Source organism: Streptomyces sp. NPDC006516 (genome assembly GCF_040611875.1).
Classification (GTDB): Bacteria; Actinomycetota; Actinomycetes; order Streptomycetales; family Streptomycetaceae; genus Streptomyces.
Window position 1 is genome coordinate 1 of record NZ_JBEXPD010000010.1, and the last position, 26,119, is coordinate 26,119.

Below are 26,119 nucleotides of genomic sequence, written 5' to 3' on the forward strand. Positions count from 1 at the left end.
ACGCCCGGTTACATTCCGAACCCGGAAGCTAAGCCTTTCAGCGCCGATGGTACTGCAGGGGGGACCCTGTGGGAGAGTAGGACGCCGCCGAACAAATATTACGGACTAGCCCCGTGCCCTTGTGGCACGGGGCTTTTCTGCATTCCATGGCAAGGCTCGACGGCAGTAGGCCGCCCTCAGCCTGTGGCGCCCACCGCCCGCCTGGCACAGCGGCGTTGGGCCGGCCCCGGTGCCCGGACCGCCGTTCGGCCCGAGGCGGACAGAAGGTCGAACCGATGGTTATGAGCACCCCGGAGTTCGGGGTATGCTTTACCTCGTTGCCGCAAGGTAGCAGGCCCCAATAGCTCAGTCGGTAGAGCGTCTCCATGGTAAGGAGAAGGTCTGCGGTTCGATTCCGCATTGGGGCTCAGCACAGAGAAAGGCCCCCGCCATCGGCGGGGGCCTTTCTGATTTCCAGGGCACCCCGGCCCGGCTACGAGGCCGTCTCCTGCTCGTCGGCAGGCATGAGCGACAGCACGTCGTCCGTGGTGCTGCCGTCCGGCCTCCGCCCGAAGGAGGCGGCAAGGACGGAGGGCAGGTCCGCCGCAGGGACCGTGGCGCGCAGCTCCTCGAGGACCCCCCGAAACTCCTCGTCACTTATCCCGCCCAGATACTCCTGCCGCAACCCGTGGACGACCTCGACGATCTCGGGGCGCAGCCGCATCCAGTAGCGGGACGTGCGGATCTCCGACTCGACGTGGTCCATGAACCGGCGCATCACCCGATACGGGATGTCCGCATGAGGTCCCGGCGAGTCGAAGCACACGGTGGGTTCACGCGCCGGGTCCTCGTCGGGGACGATCGCGGTCACCAGTGTTCGTCCAAGGCCGGTGAGCTCCAGCTCGACGTACCAGGCGTCGTCGGGCACCGAATAGATCGTGGTGATCGAGTAGTCGCTGTCGGGGCTCGCCATGGGGGCATGATGCCAGCCCGCACGGAGCCGATCCGCTCGATTTCCGCACCGGACGAGGGCAGGAGCCGGAAGGAGGCCGAGGCGGCGGGTGCCGGGGCCCGTGCGGGCCCCGGCGGAATCTCTAGAAGTTCTGCGGCTCCGGTACACGCATGGCCAGGATGGCCATGTCGTCGGAAGCCGGCTCCGCGGCGAAGCGCTCGACCGCCCGCAGGATGCGGCCCGCCACCGCGCCGGCGGTCAGGCCCGTACACATGGCCAGGACGTCGGCCAGGCCGTCGTCGCCCAGCATGCGGGTTCCCTCGCGTCGTTCGGTGACGCCGTCCGTCACGCACAGGAGCACGTCGCCCGGGTCCAGGGTGACCTCCTGCTCGTACAGTTCGAGGTCCTCGATGACGCCGAGCAGCGGCTGGGGCTCAGCCGCCGCCTCCACCGATCCGTCCTGGCGCAGCCGCAGCGGGAGGGGGTGTCCCGCGCAGACGACCTTCAGGAGGGCGCTGCCGTCCTCCTGGGGCCACAACTCCCCGTAGAGCAGGGTGAGGAAGCGGCTGCGTGCCCCCTCGTCCAGGATCGCGGCGTTGAGCCGCTCCAGCACTGCGGGGCCGCCGAATCCCTCGCGAGCCAGCAGGCGCAGCGCGTGCCTGGCGAGGCCTGTGACAGCCGCGGCCTCCGGGCCCGTACCGCACACGTCACCGATGGCGAAGCCGTAGGCGCCGTCGCGGATGGGGAAGACGTCGTAGAAGTCGCCGCCCACCTCGTTGCCCTCGCCCGCCGCGCGGTAGATGACCTCGATCTCGACGTTGGGCACGTCGGGCAGTCCCGGCGGGAGCAGGCTGCGCTGGAGCGACTGGCTGATGGCCATGCGCTCCGAGTACAGACGGGCGTTGTCGAGCGCCAGAGCAGCACGCCGGGACAAGTCCTCGGCGAGCTCCAGGATTTCCTGGCGGAAGTGCTCGTCGGACGGCTTGCCGAGCGTGAGCATGCCGATCACGCGATTCCTCGCCACCAGGGGGAGCACCACGGTCTCACCGCCCACGGCGGCCGCGGTGGCCAGGGTGGTGCGGGCTGCCGCCCCCATGCTCAGCGGCGCGTCCCTGCCCAGGGTGCGCTTGGAGGTGCGCAGCGCGGCCTGGTGACCGGCCTCCGTCGGGGCGGGCCAGAGACGGGCTCCCGGTGCCGGGACGGGGTCCGGTGGGTCGATGGAGGAGAGCAGGGCCTTCAGGCCGTCGATGAGCTCCTCGTCCTCGTGCAGCACGTAGGAGAGGTACGGCTCCGACGACTGGTCCGCGATCGTGTAGACGGCGCACCAGGTGGCCAGCGTGGGCACGGTCATCTGTGCCATCAACGCCAGCGTCTGGTCCCTGTCCAGCGTTCCGGCCAGCAGATCGGACGCCTCGACGAGGAAGGACAGGGAGCCGCGGCGCAGACGCTCCAGCTCGCCGAGTCTCGCGGACTCCACGGCGAGTGCGATGCGGTCCGCGGCGAACTGAAGTCGCAGCGCCTCCTCGTTGGAGTACCGCCCGGCTGCTTCGGCCGCGACCCCGAGGGAACCCGTGAGACGCCCCTCGACCTTGAGCGGGACCGTCACGACCGAACGCATCCCGGTGTCGCTGAGCAGCGGGACGGCTCCCGGTACGACGGTGAGGTCCTCGTGAACGGCCGGCATGCGGGCGGAGCCGTAGCGGCCCGTACCGGCCTCGACGGGCACCCGGGCGAAGCGCTGGCGCGCCGAGGGAAGACCGGTCGTCGCCCTGACCTCCAGCTCCGTCTCGTCGTCGGTGGCCAGCAGCAGGAAGGCGGCGTCGGCGTCCAGCATGTCCCGGGCGCGTTCGACCGTGCGCTGCAGCAGCCCGTCGAGGTCGTCCGGGGCGGGGGAACCGATGAAGATCTCGAAGGGGTCCGCGCTGCGGTTCTCGGCCGCGGCGTCCGAGACGGGGGCGCGGACCGGCGTCTGGAGCACCGCGCGCTCGTCGTCACGTACGAGGAGACACACGGTGGAGGGCTCGCCCTCGGTGTCCCTGACTCTGAGGTGCGACGCGTACACCGGGATCACCCGGCCGTCGGCGCCGCGGAGTCCGTAGCTGCCCTCCCAGCGGGAGAGTTGCAGGGCGTCGGCGATGCCTGTGCTGGTGCCCGGGGTGTGCGGCCATGCCACGAAGTCGGTGAACTGCTTGCCGTCGACCTGCTCCGGGGCGTGACCGAAGAGAAAGGCCGCGTCGTCGTTCCACGCGGCGATCGAGCCGGAGCCGTCGATCTGCACGACGGCCACCCGCACCCGCTGGTCCGCCACGGGGAGAAGGGCCGTGGGCAGGACCGGGCTCGCCGAGCGGATGCCCACCGGGCGCTCGGGAAGATCGAGCTGGAACCACACGTGCTTGTGGGTGGGGGTGTACTCGACGCCCCAGCGAGTGGCCAGAGCGGCGCAGAGCAGCAGTCCGCGCCCGCCCTCCCGGTCCGGGCTGCCGAAGTCGAGCCCGGAGCTCTGGAGCGGGACCTCCCGCTCCGGGTAGTGGTCGGCGACCTCTACGCGCACCCCGTCCTCGGTGCGCAGACAGAGCACATCGGCGGCCGTACCCGCGTGCACGACCGCGTTGGTCACGAGTTCACTCGTCAGGACGACGGCGTCGTCGACGACGTCGGTGTACCCCCACCCCTGAAGGGTGTCTCGTACGAATGCGCGGGCGGTCGCGACCGAGCGTCCGACCGGATCGAAGGTGGCAGCCGCGCGCGCGGTGATCACAGCACTCCCCATATGGTGTCTCGTCGCTTCCCCGAGTCCTGTGCCCGTTTCTCGCCTCTTCGATTCGCCTGCCAGGCTAGACGCTCGCCGGTTGTCCCGTGTACACGAGGGCGGACTTGGGCGGGTGGACCTGCTGCGGGCGTACGCCGGGCGCACAAATGTGGAGCCCACGGTGAGGGAAATGGGACGACCATGAGACCTTCCTCGTCCTCCCGTTCCGGCCTGGTACGTTTCAACGATTTGACGACCGCATAGTCACCCGTCGACGGTGTGCTGTGGCGGTGAGCCAAAGTGGAAGTGGGCAAGCTTCCGACAACGGCCCGAGCGATGACGGTCAACCCCTGCGGGAGGGACACGGTGGAGTCTGGCGTGGCGGCGCGGGGTTCAGGAACGCGCACAAAAGGCGGGCAGTCCGTGAAAAAGCAGCGCAATGGCACCATCGACGTGGACGCGGCAGCCCTGAACAGACTGCTGTCGGCTCTCGTGGCGATGCGTGACGGAAACTTCCGCAGGCGGCTGACCGTCTCCGGCGACGGCGTACTCACGGAGATCGCGGCGGTCTTCAACGAGGTGGCCGACCGCAATCTCCACCTCACGGGCGAGCTCGCCCGGGTCCGGCGTGTGGTCGGACGCGAGGGCAAGCTCACCGAGCGCCTGGAGACCGGCGCCTGTGAGGGCTCCTGGGCCGCCGCGATCGACGCCTCGAACGAACTCGTCGACGATCTCGCACGACCCGTCTCCGAGGTCGGACGGGTACTCTCCGCGGTCGCCGAAGGTGATCTCGAGCAGCGGATGGAGCTCCGGACCCACGCGCCGGACGAGACCGTACGTCCGCTGCGCGGAGAGTTCCTGAAGGTCGCCCGGACGGTCAACAACCTGGTCGACCAGTTGTCGGCGTTCACCGAGCAGGTGACGCGGGTAGCGGTCGAGGTCGGCACCGAGGGCAAGCTCGGCGGTCAGGCCCAGGTGCGTGGCATGTCCGGGTCGTGGAAGGACCTCACCGACTCCGTCAACACCATGGCGTACCGGCTGACCGCACAGGTGCGTGACATCGCCCTGGTGACGACAGCGGTCGCCAAGGGAGACCTGTCGCGCAAGGTCACCGTCCATGTGGCCGGCGAGATGCTCCAGCTCAAGAACACCGTCAACACGATGGTCGACCAGCTGTCGTCGTTCTCCTCCGAGGTCACCCGGGTCGCCCGCGAGGTGGGCACCGAGGGCGAGCTGGGCGGGCAGGCGACGGTGCCGGGGGTGGCCGGGGTCTGGAAGGACCTCACCGACTCCGTCAACACGATGGCGGGCAACCTCACCTCCCAGGTGCGCGGCATCGCCGAGGTGACGACGGCGGTCGCCAACGGCGACCTGTCCCAGAAGGTCACGGTGAGCGCCCGCGGCGAGGTCGCCCAGCTCGCCGAGACGATCAACCAGATGACCGAGACGCTGCGCACCTTCGCGGACGAGGTCACACGTGTGGCCAGCGAGGTCGGCGGCGAGGGCCTGCTGGGCGGGCAGGCCCAGGTGCCCGGCGCGGCGGGCACCTGGAAGGACCTCACCGACTCGGTGAACACGGTCTTCCGGAACCTGACCACGCAGGTGCGGGACATCGCCCAGGTGACCACCGCGGTGGCCAGCGGTGACATGACGCAGAAGGTCACGGTGGACGTGGCCGGCGAGATGCTGGAGCTGAAGAACACCGTCAACACGATGGTGGACCAGCTCCAGGCATTCGGTTCGGAGGTGACCAGGGTCGCCCGGGAGGTCGGCGTCGAGGGCCGCCTCGGAGGCCAGGCGGAGGTACCGGGCGCGGCGGGCACCTGGAAGGACCTCACCGACTCGGTGAACACCGCCTTCCGCAACCTCACGGGTCAGGTGCGTGACATCGCGCAGGTGACGACGGCCGTCGCCAACGGTGACCTGTCCCAGAAGGTCACGGTGGACGTGGCCGGCGAGATGCTGGAGCTGAAGAACACCGTCAACACGATGGTGGCCCAGCTGTCCAACTTCGCCGACCAGGTGACGCGCATGGCCCGTGACGTGGGCACGGAGGGCCGCCTCGGCGGCCAGGCGCGCGTCGACGGGGTCTCCGGTACGTGGAAGGAGCTCACCGACTCCGTCAACTTCATGGCCGGCAACCTCACCTCCCAGGTGCGCCAGATCGCCCAGGTGACGACGGCGGTGGCGCGGGGTGACCTGTCCCAGAAGATCGACGTGGACGCCCGGGGCGAGATCCTCGAGCTGAAGAACACCATCAACACGATGGTCGACCAGCTCTCCGCCTTCGCCGACCAGGTGACGAGGGTCGCCCGCGAGGTGGGTACGGACGGACGCCTCGGCGGTCAGGCGCAGGTGCCCGGTGTGGCAGGCGTATGGCGCGATCTGACCGACTCGGTGAACGGCATGGCCGGAAACCTCACCGCCCAGGTCCGTAACATCGCGCAGGTCGCCACGGCGGTGGCGCGGGGTGACCTGTCCCAGAAGATCGACGTGGACGCCCGGGGCGAGATCCTCGAGCTGAAGAACACCCTGAACACGATGGTCGACCAGTTGTCGAACTTCGCCGAACAGGTCACGCGGGTCGCCCGCGAGGTGGGCACGGAAGGCATCCTGGGCGGTCAGGCGGAGGTGCAGGGTGTCTCCGGTACGTGGAAGGACCTCACGCACTCCGTCAACGGCATGGCGAACAACCTCACCCTCCAGGTACGCAACATCGCCGAGGTGACCACCGCCGTCGCCAAGGGCGATCTCTCCAAGAAGATCACCGTCGACGCCAAGGGCGAGATCCTCGAACTGGTGACGACGGTCAACACGATGGTCGACCAGCTCCTCAACTTCGCCGACGAGGTGACGAGGGTCGCCCGTGAGGTGGGCACCGAGGGCATCCTCGGCGGGCAGGCCAGGGTCCGCGGCGCGACGGGCATCTGGAAGGACCTCAGCGACAACGTCAACCTGATGGCCAACAACCTGACCAGCCAGGTGCGCAACATCTCCCGGGTGTCGTCCGCGGTCGCCAACGGCGACCTGACGAAGAAGGTGACGGTCGAGGCACGCGGTGAGGTCGCCGAACTCGCCGACACCGTCAACACGATGGTGACGACCCTGTCCTCGTTCGCCGACGAGGTCACGCGCGTGGCCCGCGAGGTGGGCACCGAGGGCGAACTGGGCGGTCAGGCGCGGGTACCGGGCGTCTCGGGCACCTGGAAGGACCTGACCGAGTCCGTGAACTCGATGGCCTCCAACCTGACCGGTCAGGTGCGGCAGATCGCCACGGTCACCACGGCCATCGCGAAGGGTGATCTCACCAAGAAGATCGACATCGACGCCCAGGGCGAGATCCTGGAGCTGAAGAACACCATCAACACGATGGTCGACCAGCTCTCCTCGTTCGCCGAGCAGGTGACCCGGGTGGCCCGTGAGGTGGGCACCGAGGGCCAGCTGGGCGGGCAGGCGCGGGTCCGGGACGTCGACGGCACGTGGCGCGACCTCACCGAGTCGGTGAACGAGATGGCGGGGAACCTGACCCGTCAGGTGCGCGCCATCGCCGCCGTGGCCACTGCGGTGACCCGAGGCGATCTCAACCTCAAGATCGACGTCGACGCGGCCGGCGAGATCCAGGTGCTGCAGGACAACATCAACACGATGATCGCCAACCTGCGCGACACCACGCTCGCGAACAAGGAGCAGGACTGGCTGAAGGGCAACCTCGCCCGGATCTCCGGCCTGATGCAGGGCCGCCGCGACCTGGACGACGTCGCCTCGCTGATCATGAGCGAGCTGACCCCCGTCGTCTCGGCCCAGCACGGCGCGTTCTTCCTCGCCATGAGCACGGGGGACACCGACGAGGTCGGCTCGGACAACGGCAACGAGGGCTCCTACGAACTGCGTATGCGCGGCAGTTACGGCTACTCCGCGGGTTCGATGCCGACCTCCTTCCGGCCCGGCGAGACGCTCATCGGGACGGCGGCCGAGGAGAAGCGGACGATCCAGGTGGACAACGTTCCGCCGGGTTATCTGAAGATCTCCTCCGGGCTCGGCGAGGCGCCGCCGGCCCACGTGATCGTGTTGCCGGTGCTCTTCGAGGGCCAGGTGCTCGGTGTCATCGAGCTGGCCTCGTTCCAGCCGTTCACCCACATCCAGCGGGACTTCCTCAACCAGCTCGCCGAGATGATCGCGACGAGCGTCAACACCATCAGCGTCAACACGAAGACCGAGAAGCTCCTCGAGCAGTCCCAGGAGCTGACCGAACAGCTCAGGGACCGCTCGCAGGAGCTCGAGAACCGGCAGAAGGCGCTGCAGGCCTCCAACGCCGAGCTGGAGGAGAAGGCGGAGCTGCTGGCGCAGCAGAACCGCGACATCGAGGTGAAGAACACCGAGATCGAGGAGGCGCGGCAGGTCCTGGAGGAGCGCGCCGAGCAGCTCGCCGTCTCGATGCGCTACAAGTCCGAGTTCCTGGCGAACATGTCCCATGAGCTGCGCACCCCGCTCAACTCGCTGCTCATCCTCGCCAAGCTGCTCGCCGACAACGCCGAGGGCAACCTCTCGCCGAAGCAGGTGGAGTTCGCCGAGACCATCCACGGAGCCGGCTCCGACCTGCTCCAGCTGATCAACGACATCCTCGACCTGTCGAAGGTCGAGGCGGGCAAGATGGACGTCAGCCCCACCCGGATCGCGCTGGTGCAGCTGGTCGACTACGTGGAGGCGACGTTCCGGCCGCTCACCGCGGAGAAGGGGCTCGACTTCTCCGTACGGGTCTCCCCGGAGCTGCCCGCCACGCTGCACACCGACGAGCAGAGGCTGCTGCAAGTGCTGCGCAACCTCCTGTCCAACGCGGTGAAGTTCACCGACAGCGGGGCCGTTCAGCTGGTGATCCGGCCGGCCGGCGCCGACGTGCCGAACTCCATCAGGGAACACCTGCTGGAGGCGGGCTCGCTGCGTGACGCCGACGGAGAGCTGATCGCCTTCTCGGTCACCGACACCGGGATCGGCATCGCGTCCAGCAAGATGCTGGTGATCTTCGAGGCGTTCAAGCAGGCGGACGGCACGACCAGCCGCAAGTACGGCGGCACGGGTCTCGGCCTCTCCATCAGCCGTGAGATCGCCCGGCTGCTGGGCGGGGAGATCCACGCCGCGAGCGAACCGGGGCGCGGCTCGACGTTCACGCTGTACCTCCCGCTGCACCCCAGCGAACTGCCGCCCCAGGGCTATCCGCAGATGGGGCCCGGGCCGATCGAGGCCCACGCGCAGTCCGGCGAAGGGGCCCTGCACCTGGACGCGTCGCCGCGCGAGGGGACCGAGCCGCCTCTGGGCGACCCGGCCAACTCCGCCGGGGTGTTCAGGCGCCGTCGCAAGGCCCTGGGCGCAGCGGCACGCCGCCCGGCCCTGCCCGACGGCAGGTCCGGCGAGGAGGCCGCGGCGCCGGAGGAGTGGGTGCAGAGCGCGCAGGAGGAGCAGGAGCCCCGCAGGACGTTCCGCTTCCACGGGGAGAAGGTGCTGATCGTCGACGACGACATCCGCAACGTCTTCGCCCTCACCAGCGTGCTGGAGCAGCACGGTCTGTCGGTGCTGTACGCGGAGAACGGGCGCGAGGGCATCGAAGTCCTGGAACAGCACGACGATGTGACGATCGTTCTGATGGACATCATGATGCCGGAGATGGACGGCTACGCCACGACGACGGCGATCCGCAGGATGCCCCAGTTCGCCGGACTGCCGATCGTCGCGCTGACCGCCAAGGCCATGAAGGGCGATCGCGAGAAGGCGATCGACTGCGGCGCTTCCGACTACGTGACCAAGCCGGTCGACTCCGATCATCTGCTGTCGGTGATGGAAAGGTGGATGCGCGGAGAGTGATCAGCCGGTCGGCGCCTCGGCCCGGAATCCATCGCCTCCCTCCCGCCGGAAGGGTGTGAGGGAGCGATGACGGGGAACCTTCTGGACCTCGACCGCGTTTTCGCTCTGTGCACAGTGACATCGCGGTGACAGGGTGTGGTGACGGGCGGGGTGCGGCTACCATGACCGGCACAAGGACGGACGGCGTAAGGGAGTCGTCCCCTGGGGCGGCACCCGGTGCGATTCCGGGGCGAGGAGGACGGGCCATGGTGCAGAAGGCCAAGATCCTCCTGGTCGATGACCGGCCGGAGAATCTGCTGGCGCTGGAGGCCATCCTCTCTGCGCTCGATCAGACACTGGTACGGGCATCGTCAGGGGAGGAGGCGCTCAAAGCGCTGCTCACGGACGATTTCGCGGTCATTCTGCTGGACGTACAGATGCCCGGTATGGATGGGTTCGAGACGGCCGCGCACATCAAGCGGCGGGAGCGGACCCGGGACATCCCGATCATCTTCCTCACCGCGATCAACCACGGCCCGCATCACACCTTCCGGGGTTACGCGGCGGGCGCCGTGGACTACATCTCGAAGCCCTTCGACCCCTGGGTGCTGCGCGCCAAGGTCTCGGTCTTCGTCGAGCTGTACATGAAGAACTGCCAGCTGCGGGAACAGGCCGCGCTGCTCCGCCTCCAGCTGGAGGGTGGCGCCCATCACGGCGTCGACGAGAAGGAGCCCGCCGGTCTGCTCGCCGAGCTGTCCGCGCGGCTCGCCGCCGTCGAGGAGCAGGCGGAGGCGCTCTCCAAGCAGTTGGACGACGAATCCGCGGACGCCGCGGCGGTGGCCACCGCCGCCCATCTCGAACGCAAGCTCACCGGACTGCGCCGGGCACTCGACGCGCTGGAGCCAGGTGCCGGCGGCTCCACGACCGCGCTGCCCACACAGGGCTGACCCTGCGCCACGGGCCGGAGCGGTTGAGGGTGTGTCAGTTCGGCGCCTCCGCAAGGGCGACACGGACGGGTGATGCCGTGGGCACACGTGTCCACCGGCGTCGACACCGGTAACCTCAGTCACATGGCCTCACGTACGTCCGGCAAGGGTTCCCTGGGCACGGCGGGCACCGCGAAGCGCTCCGGCCGTACCCAGGGACCGGCGAAGAAAGCCGCGCCCGCCAAGAAGGCGGCGGCGAAGAAGACCGTGCCCGTCAAGAAGGTGCCCGCGAAGAAGGCGGCTGCGAAGAGGCCCGCGCCCAAACCCGCGCCGTCACCCACCGGAGGCGTGTACCGGCTCGTCCGCGCGCTCTGGCTGGGTACGGCGCACGGTGTCGGGGCGGTCTTCCGCTCCATAGGGCGCGGCGCCAAGGGACTTGACCCCGCCCACCGCAAGGACGGCCTCGCTCTGCTGCTCCTCGGTCTCGCGCTGATCGTTGCGGCGGGGACCTGGTCACATCTGCAGGGCCCCGTCGGTGATCTCGTCGAGATGCTCGTCACCGGCGCGTTCGGCAGGCTCGATCTGCTGCTCCCGATACTGCTGGGCGCCGTCGCCGTGCGGCTGATCCTCTATCCGGAGAAGCCGGAGGCCAACGGACGTATCGTCATCGGCCTGTCCGCCCTCGTCATCGGAGTGCTCGGGCAGGTCCACATCGCCTGCGGATCGCCCGGGCGCGACGACGGCACCGGCGCCATGCAGGACGCCGGAGGCCTGATCGGCTGGGCCGCCTCCCAGCCCCTGGTCTTCATGATGGGCGAGGTCCTCGCCGTTCCGCTCCTGCTGCTGCTGACCGTCTTCGGACTGCTCGTCGTCACCGCCACCCCGGTCAACGCCATCCCCCGGCGGCTGCGGCAACTCGGCGTCCGGCTCGGCATCGTCGATCCCGTGTACGTGCCCGGGGACGACGAGGAGAGCGACGACGAGCGGTACGACGAGCAGTGGCGTGACGCCCTGCCCGAGGGCTCAAGGCGCTCCCCGTCGCGCCGCTCCGCCGGGGACGGCGTCCATGACCCGGACCGGGCCGAGAGCGAGGCGCCGGCCAGGCGGCGCCGGCCACGCAGGACCTCCGCCCAGCCCGCGATGAACCGGAGCATGGACGCGGTGGACGTGGCGGCCGCGGCGGCTGCCGCGCTCGACGGCGCGGTGCTCAACGGCATGCCCCCCTCCCCGGTGGTCGCCGACCTGACGCAGGGCGTCTCCACCGAACGGGAACGGACCGGCACCCCGGTCCCCGGCGCCAGGGCAGGGGAGAGGCCGCCTTCCGGTGACGGCGGAACGGAGAGGACGGCGACGCCCTCGGCGGGCGTGCCCGACCTGACCAAGCCGGTCCCCGAGCGTTCGCAGCCTCTTCCCGCCCGTGCCGAGCAGCTCCAGCTCGCAGGCGACATCACCTACGCGCTGCCCTCGCTGGACCTGCTGGAGCGTGGCGGCCCCGGCAAGACGCGCAGTGCCGCGAACGACGCCGTGGTGGCCTCGCTGACCAACGTCTTCACGGAGTTCAAGGTCGATGCCGCCGTCACGGGCTTCACCCGTGGCCCGACGGTCACCCGCTACGAGGTGGAGCTCGGCCCCGCGGTCAAGGTCGAGCGGATCACCGCCCTCACCAAGAACATCGCCTACGCCGTCGCCAGCCCGGACGTCCGGATCATCTCCCCGATCCCGGGCAAGTCCGCCGTGGGCATCGAGATCCCCAACTCCGACCGCGAGATGGTCAATCTCGGCGACGTGCTGCGCCTCGCCGACGCGGCCGAGGACGACCACCCGATGCTGGTCGCGCTCGGCAAGAACGTCGAGGGCGGCTACGAGATGGCCAACCTGGCGAACATGCCGCACGTGCTGGTGGCCGGTGCGACCGGCTCCGGAAAGTCCTCCTGCATCAACTGCCTGATCACCTCGATCATGGTGCGGGCCACTCCGGACGACGTGCGGATGGTGCTCGTCGACCCGAAGCGGGTCGAGCTCACCGCGTACGAGGGCATTCCGCACCTGATCACGCCGATCATCACCAACCCGAAGAAGGCCGCCGAGGCGCTGCAGTGGGTCGTACGGGAGATGGACCTGCGCTACGACGACCTCGCGGCGTACGGCTTCCGGCACATCGACGACTTCAACCACGCCGTGCGCAACGGCAAGGTCAAGGCTCCGGAGGGCAGCGAGCGGGAGCTCTCGCCGTACCCGTACCTGCTGGTCATCGTCGACGAGCTGGCGGACCTGATGATGGTGGCGCCGCGCGACGTCGAGGACTCCATCGTCCGCATCACCCAGCTGGCGCGTGCTGCGGGTATTCATCTGGTCCTCGCCACGCAGCGGCCGTCGGTGGACGTCGTGACCGGGCTGATCAAGGCCAACGTGCCGTCACGGCTGGCCTTCGCCACCTCGTCGCTCGCCGACAGCCGGGTCATCCTCGATCAGCCCGGCGCCGAAAAGCTCATCGGAAAGGGTGACGGACTGTTCCTGCCCATGGGGGCGAACAAGCCCACCCGTATGCAGGGCGCCTTCGTCACCGAGAACGAGGTCGCGGCTGTCGTCCAGCACTGCAAGGATCAGATGGCGCCGGTCTTCCGCGACGACGTGACGGTCGGCACGAAGCAGAAGAAGGAGATCGACGAGGACATCGGCGACGACCTCGATCTGCTCTGCCAGGCGGCCGAACTGGTCGTCTCCACGCAGTTCGGCTCGACGTCCATGCTCCAGCGCAAGCTGCGTGTCGGCTTCGCGAAGGCAGGCAGGCTGATGGACCTGATGGAGTCCCGCAACATCGTGGGGCCGAGTGAGGGATCCAAGGCCCGCGACGTCCTGGTGAAGCCGGACGAGCTCGACGGAGTGTTGGCCGTCATTCGTGGGGAAACCGCTTCGTAAGAGTTTTGCGGGCAACCGTTTCGCCCGGTCGTACGTCAAGTTGAGGGAGGAGCAGGGGATGATCGGTCCAGTGCTTCGTCCCCCGCCCTGCCCGAGGGGCTGTCCGGCGAACCCGATGGCGTACAAAGTCGTCGCTCCCGGTTGCCCCACCCTTTCGTCCCACCCCTAGACTGAACGTCCAGCAGGTGGCTCACGCTCGAAAGGCGCCCCCGTGTCCATCGGCAACTCCCCCGAAGACGACCGGCCTTCGATCGGTCGCGCGCTTCAGCAGGCTCGAATCGCCGCAGGTCTGACGGTCGAGGAAGTCAGCAGCTCCACCCGGGTGCGCATCCCCATCGTGCACGCGATCGAGGAGGACGACTTCTCGCGCTGCGGCGGCGACGTGTACGCACGCGGCCACATCCGCATGCTCGCCCGCGCCGTCCGGCTCGACCCCGATCCCATGATCGCGGAGTTCGACGCCGAGCACGGCGGCCGTCCCGCACCCACGCCCGCGGCGCCGCTGTTCGAGGCGGAGCGGATTCGCTCCGAGCCCCGTCGGCCCAACTGGACCGCGGCCATGGTCGCGGCGATCGTCGTCGTGGTCGGCTTCGTCGGCTTCACGCTCTTCAGCGGCGAGGACGAGGGCTCGGGCTCGGCACAGGTCGCCGAAGGCTCGACCCCCGACAAGCCCACGTCCGAACCGACCACGTCCAAGCCCGCCGACCCCAAGCCGGCACCGTCCGAGAGCGCCATCGCCGCGGCACCCCGCGACAAGGTGACCGTCAAGCTCAGCGCCACCGAGGGCAAGAGCTGGATCTCCGCCAAGGACCACAACGGGCGGCTGCTCTTCGACGGGCTGCTGCTCGAAGGCGACTCCAAGACCTTCCAGGACAAGGAGCGGATCGACCTCGTCCTCGGCGACGCGGGCGCGATCGACCTCTTCGTGAACGGCAAGAAGGTCGACGACCAGTTCGAGCCGGGTCAGGTCGAGCGGCTCTCGTACACCAAGGGTGACCCCGAGGTCGGCTGACCCTCCTCACCCGTCACGTCGAACGGCGAGTGCCCGGCAGTTCCGCTGCCGGGCACTCGCCGTTTCCGTCCGTCCTCCGGCGCCATCCCGGTCACTCCCCGTAGCGGTGAACCCTGCACGGTGGGGCGAGTGCCCGGACAAAGTAGTCTTGAGCCCATGCCCGAACGCCGTACCGTCGCCCTTGTCACTCTCGGCTGCGCCCGTAACGAGGTGGACTCGGAGGAGCTTGCAGGCCGCTTGGCAGCGGACGGCTGGGAGCTCGTCGAGAACGCCACGGACGCGGACGTCGCCGTCGTCAACACCTGCGGCTTCGTCGAAGCCGCCAAGAAGGACTCCGTCGACGCCCTGCTCGAAGCCAACGATCTGAAGGATCACGGCAGAACCCAGGCCGTCGTGGCCGTCGGCTGCATGGCCGAGCGCTACGGCAAGGACCTCGCCGAGGCGCTGCCGGAAGCGGACGGAGTCCTCGGATTCGACGACTACGCCGACATCTCCGACCGCCTCCAGACCATCCTCAACGGTGGCATCCACGCCTCCCACACCCCGCGCGACCGGCGCAAGCTGCTCCCGATCAGCCCGGCCGAGCGCCAGGACGCGGCCGTCGCGCTGCCCGGCCACGCCCAGGAGATCGCGCCCGCACCGGCGGACCTGCCGGAGGGCGTCGCGCCCGTCTCCGGGCCGAGGGCTCCGCTGCGCCGCAGGCTGGGGACCAGCCCCGTCGCCTCCGTGAAGCTCGCCTCGGGCTGCGACCGGCGCTGCTCCTTCTGCGCCATCCCGTCCTTCCGCGGCTCCTTCATCTCCCGGCGGCCCTCGGACGTCCTCGGCGAGACCCGCTGGCTCGCCGAGCAGGGCGTCAAGGAGGTCATGCTCGTCTCCGAGAACAACACCTCGTACGGCAAGGACCTCGGGGACATCCGGCTGCTGGAGACCCTGCTGCCGGAGCTGGCGGAGGTCGACGGAATCGAGCGGATCCGCGTCAGCTACCTCCAGCCCGCGGAGATGCGGCCCGGACTCATCGACGTACTGACCTCTACGCCCAAGGTCGCCCCCTACTTCGACCTGTCCTTCCAGCACTCCGCCCCCGGGGTCCTGCGCGCGATGCGGCGCTTCGGCGACACGGACCGCTTCCTGGAACTCCTGGACACCATCCGGAGCAAGGCGCCGCAGGCCGGTGCCCGGTCGAACTTCATCGTGGGATTCCCCGGTGAGACGGAGGCCGACCTCGCCGAACTGGAACGCTTCCTGACCGGTGCGCGCCTGGACGCCATCGGCGTCTTCGGGTACTCCGACGAGGAGGGCACCGAGGCGGTCGGCTACGAGAACAAGCTGGACGCCGACGTCATCGCCGAGCGCCTGGCGCACATCTCGCAGCTCGCCGAGGAGCTGACCTCGCAGCGGGCGGAGGAGCGGGTCGGCGAGACCCTCCAGGTCCTCGTCGAGTCCGTGGAGTCCGAGGAGGACGGGCCCGTAGCGGTGGGCCGCGCCGCGCACCAGGCACCGGAAACGGACGGCCAGGTCGTCTTCACCGCACGCGAAGGGCTCGTGCCGGGCCTTATGGTCGAAGCGAAGGCAGTGGGCTCCGAGGGAGTGGACCTCGTGGCCGAACACCACGAGCTTGCGGAGGCAGCCAGATGACGGGAGCCCAGGCATCCGCGGCAGGGGGCTCCGGCGCTACGCCGACGCCCCGTGGCGGCAAGCTGGGCACGGCGGCCGTCAACCAGGCCGGCCTGTGGAACATCGCGAACATCCTCACGATGGTGCGGCTGCTGCTGGTCCCGTGCTTCGTCCTGCTGCTCCTGCACGACGGCGGCTACGACCCGGTCTGGCGGGCCTTCGCCTGGGCGGCCTTCGCCGTCGCGATGATCACCGATGTCTTCGACGGTCATCTGGCACGCACGTACAACCTGGTCACCGACTTCGGGAAGATCGCCGACCCGATCGCCGACAAGGCGATCATGGGTGCGGCGCTGATCTGCCTGTCCTCGCTGGGGGACCTGCCGTGGTGGATCACGGGTGTGATCCTGTTCCGCGAGCTCGGCATCACACTCATGCGCTTCTGGGTCATCCGGCACTCGGTCATCCCGGCCAGTCGCGGCGGGAAGATGAAGACGCTGGCCCAGGGCATCGCCGTGGGCATGTACGTCCTGGCGCTGACAGGGCCCCTGGCCACCCTGCGTTTCTGGGTGATGATGGCGGCCGTCGTGCTGACGGTCGTCACCGGTCTCGACTACGTGCGCCAGGCCGTCGTCCTGCGCCGCAGAGGGCTTGCGGCGGAACGGGCAGCCGTCCTGGAAGCCGTCGCGGCGGCGGCGGACGTGAAGGACACCGTCGCCGGACAGTGTGTCGCCGACGCGGCCGGCGGCGGCATGGAGCCGCTCGTGGACCCCGTGGCAGGCGTTCGGGGCGCCTCGGAAGCGGCGCCCGTGGCGGGTGTCAGAGGCGCATCGGAGGGCGAGCGGTGATGTCCGGGGCGGCCGAGGTGCTGCGACGGCTCGAGGAGCGCGGTGAGACGCTCGCCGTCGCCGAGTCCCTCACCGGCGGCCTGGTGGCCGCGGAGCTCACGTCCGTACCCGGAGCCTCGCGGTCCTTCCGCGGGTCCGTCACGGCGTACGCCACGTCCCTGAAGCGGGACGTGCTGGGCGTCGACGGCGCACTCCTGGCCGACCGCGGGGCCGTGGACCCCGATGTCGCAAGGGCGATGGCCGCCGGCGTGCGCCGGGTCCTGGGCGCCGACTGGGGGGTCTCGACCACGGGGGTCGCGGGGCCCGACGCTCAGGACGGCAAGCCCGTCGGAACGGTCTTCGTGGCGGTCTCAGGACCGGGCGGCGTGCAGAATGTCGCCGAGCTGAGGTTGAACGGCGGGCGTGCGGACATCCGTAAAGAGAGCGTACGGAGTCTGCTGGAACTGCTCTCGGGCGAACTCGGCGAAAATGCGAGGGCACAGGATACGGAACAGAACGGGGGGAATTGATGTTTGCAGCCCTGAGTGAACACGACATCGCTCCCCGCACGGCCGCAGCGCGAGGCGGTACGGTGGGGCGTGAAGGATGCGGCTACGCGGTCCGAGGAGGGAGCCACCGATGATTCTGCTCCGTCGCCTGCTTGGTGACGTGCTGCGTCGGCAGCGCCAGCGCCAAGGCCGTACTCTGCGCGAAGTCTCCTCGTCCGCCCGAGTCTCGCTCGGCTATCTCTCCGAGGTGGAGCGGGGGCAGAAGGAGGCATCCTCCGAGCTGCTCTCCGCCATTTGCGACGCGCTGGACGTACGGATGTCCGAGCTCATGCGTGAAGTGAGCGATGAACTGTCGTTGGCCGAGCTGGCCGAATCGGCAGCAGCCAGTGATGCGGTGCCTGTACCAGTACGCCCGATGCTCAATTCCGTCTCCGTAGCGTCGGTCGCCGGCGTACCGACGGGACGGGTGACCATCAAGGCGCCTGCGGAAGCGGTGGATGTCGTCGCCGCCTGACCGCGCGGTTCGTGGTGAACGAAGCCCCGGCCGGCCCCCTCGGGGGTCGGCCGGGGCTTTTGCGTGTGGGGTGTGTGCGAGGCGTGGAGCCGGGCAGGCGAAGTTCAGGCCGGGTGGAAGCCCTCACCGGGGAACCCACCCGAATGACTGTTTTGCGTCATTTGTGCCATCGTGGACGGGTGGTAGGCCCGAACAGCTGAGCAGCTATCCGATCGGAGAATTGCATGTCTGTCGTGAAGAGCGCGTTGACCGAAGGCGATCGCAAGGTCGTGGGAGACGCACTGCAGGGTGCGCTGGTGGACCTGATCGACCTTTCCCTGGCGGCCAAGCAGGTCCACTGGAATGTCGTCGGCCCGCGGTTCCGGTCAGTCCATCTGCAGCTCGACGAGGTCGTCGACACGGCGCGGCAGCACTCCGACACGGTCGCGGAGCGGGCTTCAGCGGTGGGCGTCAACCCGGACGGGCGGTCCAAGACCCTCGCCAAGACCACGGCCATCGATTCCGTGCCCGACGGCTGGATCAAGGACGTCGACGCGGTGAAGGCGCTGGTCGAGGCGCTGCGCGTGGTCATCGACCGGATGAGGGAGCGGATCGAGGCGACCGCGGACCCGGATCCCGTCAGCCAGGACATCCTGATCACTCTGACGGCTGACCTCGAGAAGCACGCCTGGATGTTCCAGGCCGAGAGCGCCTGACGCGACACAGCGGGTGACCCGCCGGAGCGGATCTCCGGCACAGGACCCGGTCCAGGTGCCCGGCAACCAGTGAGGGAGTTCGAGATGACTGACGACAAGGCCAAGAACAAGATCAAGGGCAAGGCGAAGGAAGCGGCCGGCAAGCTCACCGGAGACCGCCGCAAGGAGTCCGAGGGCAAGGCCGACCAGGCGAAGGCCAAGGCCGAGGAGACACTGGGCAGCGCCGGTGATCGCGCCAAGGGTGTGAAGGACTCCCTGAAGGACGACCGGAGCTGAACGACCGGCCGTTCTGCCGGGCGCTTCTGCCTGGCGTTCGCCCCAGCGTGTGCCCCCGCCGACGCGTTCGGCGGGGGCACAGGGCTGTGCCGGTGAGTACGTGTGTGTGGGCTGTCCTCGCCGGGCGCGGATGCAGTCGGTGGCGGCCCGGGGGAGACTGCGAGGAAGGGCCGGGGCCCTTCCCGACGGGAATTCCTGGCAGCGCGCGCTCTGGCCGTCCGCTCTCACCGAGTACGCCGGTGGTGCATCGATGCGCCCTCCCGCCAGGAGATCGTGCCGTACTAACGTCGGCCGGAGGAGGCAGCCATGGTGCGGCGATGTATACCGGCGCTCGTACTCGGCGGCCTGTGGTGGTGGGCCGTGATGCGGCTGCTCCTGGAGCCGGAACACGCGGGAGTGATCGAGGGAGCGGTCGCGGCCGGGGGGTGGGGGCTGAGCCTCCTGCCCGTGCACGTGACAGCCGCCGCCCGGGCCGAACCCGCTGTCGACGAGCCGGGCGCAGACCGGACGGACATATCCACCTGACCTCTCTCGACGGACGGGGCCGGCACCGGCGCGGGCTCCCTCAGGCGGTGGGCCCGGACTGGCAGTGCGGGCACCAGTAGGCGGGGCGATCATTCCGCTCAGCCACCCGGATGGGCGTACGGCACCGCAGGCAGGGCCGGCGAGCTCTGCCGTAGACGAACATCCGTTCACGCCCGTAAGCGCGGCGCATGGCCTCGGTCGTGCCGGTGGTGATCCGCACAGGACGTGCGCGGTTGGCCTCCAGCAGCTGCTTGGCGGTGCTGACCAGGCGGGTCGCGAGAAGCAGGGGCAGTTCGCCCACGGGCACCCAGGGCGTCACCCGGGCCATGAAGCAGAGTTCGCACATGTAGACATTGCCGATGCCCGCCAGATTGCGCTGGTCCAGCAGCGCTTCCCCCACGGGTCGTGCCGGGTCGGCGAGCAGATTACGCAGGGCGGTCTCCGGGTCCCAGCCGGGTCCGAGCAGATCGGGGCCGAGATGACCTACTGCCTGTTCCTCGTCCTCGGTGCGGAGCAGCTCCAGTACGGGCAGCCGGTATCCCACCGCCGTGTGCTCGGCGGTGGCGAGGACGGCGCGGATCTGATGGGCCGCGCCGCCCCTCCAGCGCTCGCCGGGATCGTAGATGCGCCAGGCGCCTTCCATCCGCAGATGGCTGTGGAGCGTCAGGCCGCCCTCGAAACGGGTCAGCAGGTGCTTGCCGCGCGCGGTGGCCTCCAGAACCGTCCGGCCTGTCAGATCGGCCGTGGCGAACCTCGGAACCCGCAGATCGGAGACCGTCAGCACCTGACCCGCGAGCGCCGTGTGGAGGCGTGCGGCGGTCTGGAGGACGGTGTCACCTTCGGGCATGCCTCCATCATGCGCGAAGGAGCCGTCCGTGTCGGTCTCCGGGCCACGTGGGGGGCGGTCCACGACTCCGGTGCGAGGGCGCGCCATCGTGCCCTCCCGCCGCCTGCCATCAGTTGCCGGGCCGTCCGCCGTCTGCGGTCTGCCGCCTTCCGTTTGTTGCCGGGCCGTCTGCCGTCCGCCGGCGGCTGCCGTGGCCGGTGTGGGTCCGTCCGCGCAGGCGGGAGTCCGCGGCCTCTCCGGGGCCTCGCGCCCTCGGTGGTCCGTGTCAGGCGCGCAGCCGCAGACCGCGCGGAGTGGCCAGGAAACCCGCTTCTTCCAGGGTGCGGCCCAGCGGGGAGGTGAGGGAGGAGGCGCCGTTGGTGCGCTCCACAGTGACCGTGCCGAGCGTCCCCGCGCGGGCGGCCGACGCGAGTGCCTCCGCCGCCGCGCGGAGCGCCGGGTCAGCAGGGTCGGTGGGCCAGGCGAGAAGAGACTTGCCGCCCCGCTCCATGTAGAGCGTCAGCTCGCCGTCGACGATTACCACCAGTGCGCCTGCCTTGCGGCCCGGTTTGTGTCCAGCGCCGTCCGGTGACTCGGGCCAGGGCAGGGCAGCGCCGTACGCGTTGGCGGGGTCGGCCGCCGCGAGGACCAGGGCGCGGGAGACCGTGCCGGGGTCGGCGCGGTCGCGCGCCGTGGAGGCGGCCCTGAGCCGGTCCACGGCACCTTCCATCGCGAACTGGGCGGCGCCCAGCCCTTCGACGACGTAACCACGGCGAGCCTGTCCGCTGTCCTCGAACGCGGCGAGGACTCGGTAGACCGCGGAGAATCCGCCCTCGACGCCCTCGGCCTGGACCGCCCCCCGCGTCACCACGCCGTGGCGGTCCAGGAGGGTCCGGGCCAGGGCGTGTGCCCGGTGGGTCGGCTCCGGCTCGGCCTGGGGCAGCAGCGACCAGCGCCCCGAGACGGTCGGCGGACCCGTGCGGGAGGCGGGACGCGCCGCCGCGGTCAAGGACCCGTAACGGCCGCGCGGCACATTGCGTTTCGCCCGGTGCGCGGTGGAACCGGCCGTGCGCCCCGAACCGAGGAGCGAACGCAGCGGGGCGAGAGTGTCGTTGGTGAGCAGTCCGGCCCAGACCAGATCCCAGAGGGCGTCCGCCAGTTGCGGATCGGTGCAGTCCGGATGAGTGGTGGCACGGACCTGATCGGCGATCTGACGGAAGAAGAGGCCGTACCCTCCGGCGAGGACGGTGAGCAACGACTCGTGCAGGGCGCTCTGTTCCAGCGGCAGAGGCGGTGGGAGGAGCAGCGGAGCACTGTCGGCGAGGTAGACCGAGAGCCAGCCGTCCTTTCCGGGCAGGGCGCCCGCTCCGGCCCAGACGACCTCGCCGGTGGTCGTGAGCTCGTCGAGCATGGCGGGGGTGTAGCCCATGACGCGGCTCGGGAGGATCAGCTTCTCCAGCGCGGACGCGGGGACCGGTGCGCCCTGCAACTGCTCGATGGCGCGGGCCAGTCCGTCGATCCCACGCAGACTGTTGTCGCCGATGTGCTGCCACTGGGGGAGGAAGCCCGCCAGGGCTGCGGGCGGGACCGGCTCCAGCTCCTGACGCAGCGCGGCGAGCGAACGGCGGCGCAGCCGCCTCAGGACCGTGGCGTCACACCATTCCTGTCCGATGCCGGCCGGATGGAATTCGCCCTGGACGACACGACCCGACGCGGCGAGCCGCTGCAGGGCCCCGTCCGTGACGGCGGTGCCGAGACCGAAGCGATGCGCGGCCTGGGTGGTCGTGAACGGGCCGTGCGTCCGGGCATATCGGGCGAGCAGGTCGCCGAGCGGATCCTTGACCGGCTCGGTGAAGGCCTCGGGGACCCCCACGGGAAGCGCGGTGCCGAGTGCGTCGCGCAGCCGCCCTGCGTCCTCCACGGCCGCCCAGTGCGCCGACCCGCCGATGCGGACCTGGATGGCCCGCCGGGCCGTTGCCAGCTCCGGCGCCCAGGTCTGTTCCGCACCGCGCTCCACCAGCTCGGCGTCCGTGAGGGGGCCGAGCACACGCAGCAGATCGGCGACACCCTCCGCGTCCTTGATCTTCCTGTCGTCGGTCAGCCACTGCAGCTCCCGCTCCAGTTCACCGAGGACATCGGCGTCGAGCAGCTCGCGCAGCTCAGCCTGGCCGAGCAGCTCGGCCAGCAGATGGGAGTCGAGCGACAGAGCGGCCGCCCGCCGCTCGGCGAGCGGGGAGTCGCCCTCGTACAGGAACTGAGCGACATAGCCGAAGAGGAGCGAGCGGGCGAACGGTGACGGCTCGGGGGTGGTCACCTCGACCAGCCGGACGCGGCGCGCTTCCAGATCCCCCATCAGTTCCGTCAGGCCCGGGACGTCGAAGACGTCCTGGAGACATTCCCGGACGGCTTCCAGGACGATCGGGAACGAGCCGAACTCGGAGGCGACCTGGAGGAGCTGGGACGCGCGCTGGCGCTGCTGCCAGAGGGGCGTGCGCTTTCCCGGGCTGCGCCGCGGCAGCAGAAGGGCGCGCGCCGCGCACTCGCGGAACCGGGAGGCGAACAGGGCGGAGCCGCCGACCTGTTCGGTGACGGCCTGCGCGATCTCGCCCTTGTCGAAGACCACATCGGCAGCGCTCACGGGGGGCTGCTCGTTGTCGTGACCGGCGGTGGGGAAGGCAGGAGCCGGCGTGCCGCCCGCGGACGCACCGCCCGGGTCCGCCTGGACCGGGTCGAAGTCGAGCAGGTCGAGGCCCATCAGATCGGCGTCGGGCAGCCGCAGCACGATGCCGTCGTCCGCGTGCATCACCTGGGCGTCCATGCCGTAGCGCTCGGCGAGCCGAGCTGACAGGGCGAGCGCCCAGGGGGCGTGGACCTGCGCGCCGAACGGCGAGTGCACGACCACCCGCCAGTCGCCCAGCTCGTCCCGGAACCTCTCGACGAGGACGGTCCGGTCGTCGGGCACATGGCCACAGGCCCTGCGCTGTTCGTCGAGGTACGCCAGGATGTTGTCCGCAGCCCAGGCGTCGAGTCCCGCGGCGAGCAGCCGGAGCCTCGCGTCCTCGGCAGGCAGCCCTCCGATCTCCCGGAGGAACGCTCCGAGCGCACGGCCCAGCTCCAGGGGGCGCCCCAGCTGGTCGCCCTTCCAGAACGGCAGCCGGCCCGGGACCCCGGGGGCGGGGGAGACCAGGACCCGGTCCCGGGTGATGTCCTCGATCCGCCAGGACGTGGTCCCCAGGGTGAAGACGTCGCCCACCCTGGACTCGTACACCATCTCCTCGTCCAGCTCGCCGACGCGGCCGCCGCCCTTCTTCGGGTCGGCGCCCGCCAGGAAGACGCCGAAGAGGCCGCGGTCAGGAATGGTGCCGCCCGAGGTGACGGCGAGCCGCTGGGCGCCCGGGCGGCCCGTGACCGTACCGGAGACGCGGTCCCACACCACCCGGGGGCGCAGCTCCGCGAAAGCGTCCGACGGATAGCGCCCGGCGAGCATGTCGAGCACGGCCGTGAAGGCGGACTCCGGCAGCGAGGCGAAGGGAGCGGCACGGCGGGCCAGGGCCAGCAGGTCGTCCGCCTGCCAGCTGTCGAGCGCCACCATGGCGACGATCTGCTGGGCCAGCACGTCCAGGGGGTTGGACGGGATCCGCAGGGCCTCGATGGCACCCTGACGCATCCGCTCGGTGACGACCGCCGCCTGCACCAGGTCACCGCGGTACTTCGGGAAGACGACACCGGTGGACACGGCGCCGACCTGGTGCCCCGCGCGGCCGACCCGCTGCAGCCCCGAGGCGACGGACGGCGGCGACTCGACCTGGATCACCAGGTCGACCGCGCCCATGTCGATGCCCAGCTCCAGACTCGAGGTGGCCACCACGGCGGGCAGCCGCCCCGCCTTGAGGTCCTCCTCGACCTGCGAGCGCTGTTCCTTGGACACCGAACCGTGGTGCGCGCGGGCGAGGAGCGCCGGAGCCCCCTTGGCGGCCCCGGACTGCGCCATGATCTCGGCGGGGGAGTGGGCCTCCGGCAAGGGGGCGCCGTCCGCGGTCTGTTCCTCGAACGCGGTGCCGGTCGCCCGCTCGTAGGCGATCTCGTTCAGCCGGTTGCACAGGCGTTCCGCCAGCCGCCGGGAGTTGGCGAAGACGATCGTGGAGCGGTGGGACTGGACGAGATCGGCGATCCGCTCCTCGACATGGGGCCAGATCGACGGCTTCTCGGCCTGGCCGCTCTCGCCCTCCGTGGCCGGGGACCCGCCCAGCTCGCCGAGATCCTCCACCGGAACGACGACGGAGAGGTCGAACTCCTTCGCCGACGGAGGCTGGACGATCTCCACCTTCCGCTGCGGGGACAGGAACCGCGCGACCTCGTCGACCGGGCGGACCGTCGCCGACAGCCCGATACGCCGCGCGGGCCGCGGCAGCAGCTCGTCCAGACGCTCCAGCGACACGGCGAGATGAGCCCCGCGCTTGGTGCCCGCGACGGCGTGCACCTCGTCCACGATCACCGTCTCGATCCCGGCCAGCGCGTCACGGGCGGAAGAGGTGAGCATCAGGAACAGCGACTCGGGTGTGGTGATCAGGATGTCCGGCGGCCTCGTCGCCATGGAACGGCGCTCCGCCGCAGGAGTGTCCCCGGAGCGGATGCCCACCCGCACCTCCGGCTCGGGCAGGCCCAGGCGCACCGACTCCTGACGGATCCCGGTCAGCGGCGAACGCAGATTGCGCTCCACGTCTACCGCCAGAGCCTTCATCGGCGACACGTACAGCACACGGCAGCGCTTCTTGGCCTCGGCGGGCGGCGGGACGGCCGCCAGCCGGTCCAGGGAGGCGAGGAAGGCCGCGAGCGTCTTACCCGAACCGGTCGGTGCGACGACCAGCACGTCCGACCCCTCGCCGATGGCCCGCCACGCACCCTCCTGCGCCGCCGTGGGCGCGTCGAAGGCGCCCGCGAACCATCCGCGGGTCGCGGGCGAGAACGAATCGAGTGCGGAACCGGCCATGCCCCCCATCGTGCACCCCGGCACCGACAACGGCCGGGAACGTGCCCGGATACCTACCTGTCCGGACTGCGGCCACCCGCCCGGACCTGCGAGAATGCCGAGTATGACGGCGGGCGCGGAACAGGAGTGGGCGAGGTACTGGCAGTACGCGGAGCTTCCCGACCTCGATCTGCTCCGTGCCCGCTACGTCCGCCACACCTTCCCGCGCCACAGCCACGAGGGCTTCGTCTTCGGCACGATCACCAGCGGCGTCGAGGACGTCGGACTCCCCGGCGGCACCGTGCACGCGGGTCCCGGCACCGTGGTCATGATCAATCCCGAGGTACCGCACACCGCCCGCGCCGGAGTGCCGGAGGGATGGGTGTACGCCACGCTCTACCCCTCGGCCCAGGTGATCAACGACATCGCGGCGGACCTGACGAGCCTGCGCGGCACGGTCGGCTTCGCCGAGACCGGCGTACGGGACCCGCACGCCGCCAGGCTGATCACCGAGGTCCACAGGGCCGCCGAGGAGGGCAACGCGCTGGCCGCCGACAGCGTCCTGCGCGTCATGGTCGCCCGCCTGCTCGACCGCCACGGCAGCGTGCTGCCGACCAGGGCGCCCCATTCCGCCGGTGCCCGCGCCGCGGCACGCGCGCGGGCCATACTGGAGGAGCGGATGGAGCGGCCCCCCACCCTGGCGGCGCTCGCCGCGGAACTGGGTACCAGTCCGTTCGCCCTGCTGCGGGCCTTCAAGAAGCACTACGGAATGCCCCCGCACGCCTGGCTCACCGACGCCCGAGTGCGCCGTGCCCGCCGCATGCTCGACGCCGGAACCGCGCCCGCCGCAGCCGCCACCGCCGTCGGCTTCACCGACCAGCCGCATCTCAACCGTCACTTCACCCGGATCGTCGGGGTGCCTCCGGGCGCCTACCAGCGCGACCGTGCAAGAACGTACAAGACCGGCCCGGCCCCCTCCCCGTAACGTTCCG

Annotated in this window: 16 protein-coding genes, 1 tRNA gene and 1 rRNA gene; 14 read left to right on the top strand and 4 right to left on the bottom strand. The window is 70.1% G+C overall.

The window, feature by feature from the left end; genetic code table 11:
- Positions 1-93, top strand: a 5S ribosomal RNA gene (rrf, locus tag ABZY45_RS24415); the annotation flags it as partial.
- A 241-nt stretch (positions 94-334) separates the two neighbouring features.
- Positions 335-407: transfer RNA gene (locus ABZY45_RS24420), tRNA-Thr, on the top strand.
- Between the two features lie 65 nt (positions 408-472).
- Here ABZY45_RS24420 and ABZY45_RS24425 read toward each other — a convergent pair.
- Positions 473-952, bottom strand: coding sequence for a hypothetical protein (locus ABZY45_RS24425; RefSeq protein ID WP_356742978.1), 480 nt, complete (start codon positions 950-952; stop codon positions 473-475).
- Between the two features lie 121 nt (positions 953-1,073).
- Complete coding sequence (locus ABZY45_RS24430) at positions 1,074-3,701, bottom strand: SpoIIE family protein phosphatase (RefSeq protein WP_356742980.1); 2,628 nt, start codon at positions 3,699-3,701, stop codon at positions 1,074-1,076.
- A 402-nt stretch (positions 3,702-4,103) separates the two neighbouring features.
- Between ABZY45_RS24430 and ABZY45_RS24435 the strand changes: the two genes are divergently transcribed.
- From ABZY45_RS24435 to ABZY45_RS24485, 11 genes are all read left to right on the top strand, one after another.
- On the top strand, positions 4,104-9,536 hold the full coding sequence (locus ABZY45_RS24435) for a HAMP domain-containing protein (protein WP_356742982.1): 5,433 nt from the start codon (positions 4,104-4,106) through the stop codon (positions 9,534-9,536).
- A 245-nt stretch (positions 9,537-9,781) separates the two neighbouring features.
- Entirely contained in the window at positions 9,782-10,462 is a 681-nt protein-coding gene (locus tag ABZY45_RS24440) for a response regulator (RefSeq protein WP_356742984.1), read from the top strand.
- 123 nt (positions 10,463-10,585) lie between these two features.
- On the top strand, positions 10,586-13,360 hold the full coding sequence (locus ABZY45_RS24445) for a DNA translocase FtsK (protein WP_356742986.1): 2,775 nt from the start codon (positions 10,586-10,588) through the stop codon (positions 13,358-13,360).
- A 211-nt stretch (positions 13,361-13,571) separates the two neighbouring features.
- Positions 13,572-14,372, top strand: coding sequence for a RodZ domain-containing protein (locus ABZY45_RS24450; RefSeq protein WP_356742988.1), 801 nt, complete (start codon positions 13,572-13,574; stop codon positions 14,370-14,372).
- A 156-nt stretch (positions 14,373-14,528) separates the two neighbouring features.
- Positions 14,529-16,007, top strand: a complete 1,479-nt coding sequence (gene rimO, locus ABZY45_RS24455) for a 30S ribosomal protein S12 methylthiotransferase RimO (RefSeq protein ID WP_356742990.1) — start codon at positions 14,529-14,531, stop codon at positions 16,005-16,007.
- On the top strand, positions 16,004-16,834 hold the full coding sequence (gene pgsA, locus ABZY45_RS24460) for a CDP-diacylglycerol--glycerol-3-phosphate 3-phosphatidyltransferase (protein ID WP_356742992.1): 831 nt from the start codon (positions 16,004-16,006) through the stop codon (positions 16,832-16,834). Before rimO ends, pgsA begins: the two co-directional genes overlap by 4 nt.
- Positions 16,834-17,343: a nicotinamide-nucleotide amidohydrolase family protein gene (locus tag ABZY45_RS24465; protein WP_356742994.1), complete on the top strand. Its 510-nt coding sequence runs from the start codon at positions 16,834-16,836 to the stop codon at positions 17,341-17,343. The genes pgsA and ABZY45_RS24465 overlap by 1 nt, the downstream gene beginning before the upstream one ends.
- Positions 17,344-17,452: 109 nt before the next feature.
- On the top strand, positions 17,453-17,836 hold the full coding sequence (locus ABZY45_RS24470; RefSeq protein WP_014153702.1) for a helix-turn-helix transcriptional regulator: 384 nt from the start codon (positions 17,453-17,455) through the stop codon (positions 17,834-17,836).
- Positions 17,837-18,060: 224 nt separating this feature from the next.
- Positions 18,061-18,531, top strand: coding sequence for a DNA starvation/stationary phase protection protein (locus ABZY45_RS24475; protein WP_356742997.1), 471 nt, complete (start codon positions 18,061-18,063; stop codon positions 18,529-18,531).
- A gap of 84 nt (positions 18,532-18,615) precedes the next feature.
- The gene (locus ABZY45_RS24480; RefSeq protein WP_356742999.1) at positions 18,616-18,807 is read left to right on the top strand and encodes a CsbD family protein; all 192 of its coding nucleotides are present in this window, start codon (positions 18,616-18,618) and stop codon (positions 18,805-18,807) included.
- 306 nt (positions 18,808-19,113) lie between these two features.
- The gene (locus ABZY45_RS24485; RefSeq protein ID WP_356743001.1) at positions 19,114-19,332 is read left to right on the top strand and encodes a hypothetical protein; all 219 of its coding nucleotides are present in this window, start codon (positions 19,114-19,116) and stop codon (positions 19,330-19,332) included.
- A gap of 40 nt (positions 19,333-19,372) precedes the next feature.
- Here ABZY45_RS24485 and ABZY45_RS24490 read toward each other — a convergent pair whose 3' ends face one another.
- Together ABZY45_RS24490 and ABZY45_RS24495 are read right to left on the bottom strand one after the other, a co-directional pair.
- Positions 19,373-20,179 (bottom strand): DNA-formamidopyrimidine glycosylase family protein, encoded by an 807-nt coding sequence (locus ABZY45_RS24490; RefSeq protein WP_356743003.1) that lies wholly within the window; start codon positions 20,177-20,179, stop codon positions 19,373-19,375.
- A gap of 265 nt (positions 20,180-20,444) precedes the next feature.
- Positions 20,445-25,148, bottom strand: a complete 4,704-nt coding sequence (locus tag ABZY45_RS24495; RefSeq protein ID WP_356743005.1) for a DEAD/DEAH box helicase — start codon at positions 25,146-25,148, stop codon at positions 20,445-20,447.
- 103 nt (positions 25,149-25,251) lie between these two features.
- Between ABZY45_RS24495 and ABZY45_RS24500 the strand changes: the two genes are divergently transcribed.
- A complete protein-coding gene (locus ABZY45_RS24500; RefSeq protein WP_356743007.1) occupies positions 25,252-26,112 on the top strand; it encodes an AraC family transcriptional regulator in 861 nt (286 codons plus the stop codon).
- Positions 26,113-26,119: the final 7 nt, after the last annotated feature.

Bases quoted from the DNA above. Each gene is read 5' to 3' on its own strand.
- pgsA (WP_356742992.1), top strand. From the start codon at position 16,004: ATGACGGGAGCCCAGGCATCCGCGGCAGGGGGCTCCGGCGCTACGCCG.
- ABZY45_RS24485 (WP_356743001.1), top strand. From the start codon at position 19,114: ATGGTGCGGCGATGTATACCGGCGCTCGTACTCGGCGGCCTGTGGTGG.
- ABZY45_RS24500 (WP_356743007.1), top strand. From the start codon at position 25,252: ATGACGGCGGGCGCGGAACAGGAGTGGGCGAGGTACTGGCAGTACGCG.
- ABZY45_RS24445 (WP_356742986.1), top strand. From the start codon at position 10,586: ATGGCCTCACGTACGTCCGGCAAGGGTTCCCTGGGCACGGCGGGCACC.
- ABZY45_RS24480 (WP_356742999.1), top strand. From the start codon at position 18,616: ATGACTGACGACAAGGCCAAGAACAAGATCAAGGGCAAGGCGAAGGAA.
- ABZY45_RS24490 (WP_356743003.1), bottom strand. From the start codon at position 20,179: ATGCCCGAAGGTGACACCGTCCTCCAGACCGCCGCACGCCTCCACACG.
- ABZY45_RS24425 (WP_356742978.1), bottom strand. From the start codon at position 952: ATGGCGAGCCCCGACAGCGACTACTCGATCACCACGATCTATTCGGTG.
- ABZY45_RS24470 (WP_014153702.1), top strand. From the start codon at position 17,453: ATGATTCTGCTCCGTCGCCTGCTTGGTGACGTGCTGCGTCGGCAGCGC.
- ABZY45_RS24495 (WP_356743005.1), bottom strand. From the start codon at position 25,148: ATGGCCGGTTCCGCACTCGATTCGTTCTCGCCCGCGACCCGCGGATGG.
- ABZY45_RS24475 (WP_356742997.1), top strand. From the start codon at position 18,061: ATGTCTGTCGTGAAGAGCGCGTTGACCGAAGGCGATCGCAAGGTCGTG.
- ABZY45_RS24440 (WP_356742984.1), top strand. From the start codon at position 9,782: ATGGTGCAGAAGGCCAAGATCCTCCTGGTCGATGACCGGCCGGAGAAT.
- rimO (WP_356742990.1), top strand. From the start codon at position 14,529: ATGCCCGAACGCCGTACCGTCGCCCTTGTCACTCTCGGCTGCGCCCGT.
- ABZY45_RS24430 (WP_356742980.1), bottom strand. From the start codon at position 3,701: ATGGGGAGTGCTGTGATCACCGCGCGCGCGGCTGCCACCTTCGATCCG.
- ABZY45_RS24465 (WP_356742994.1), top strand. From the start codon at position 16,834: ATGTCCGGGGCGGCCGAGGTGCTGCGACGGCTCGAGGAGCGCGGTGAG.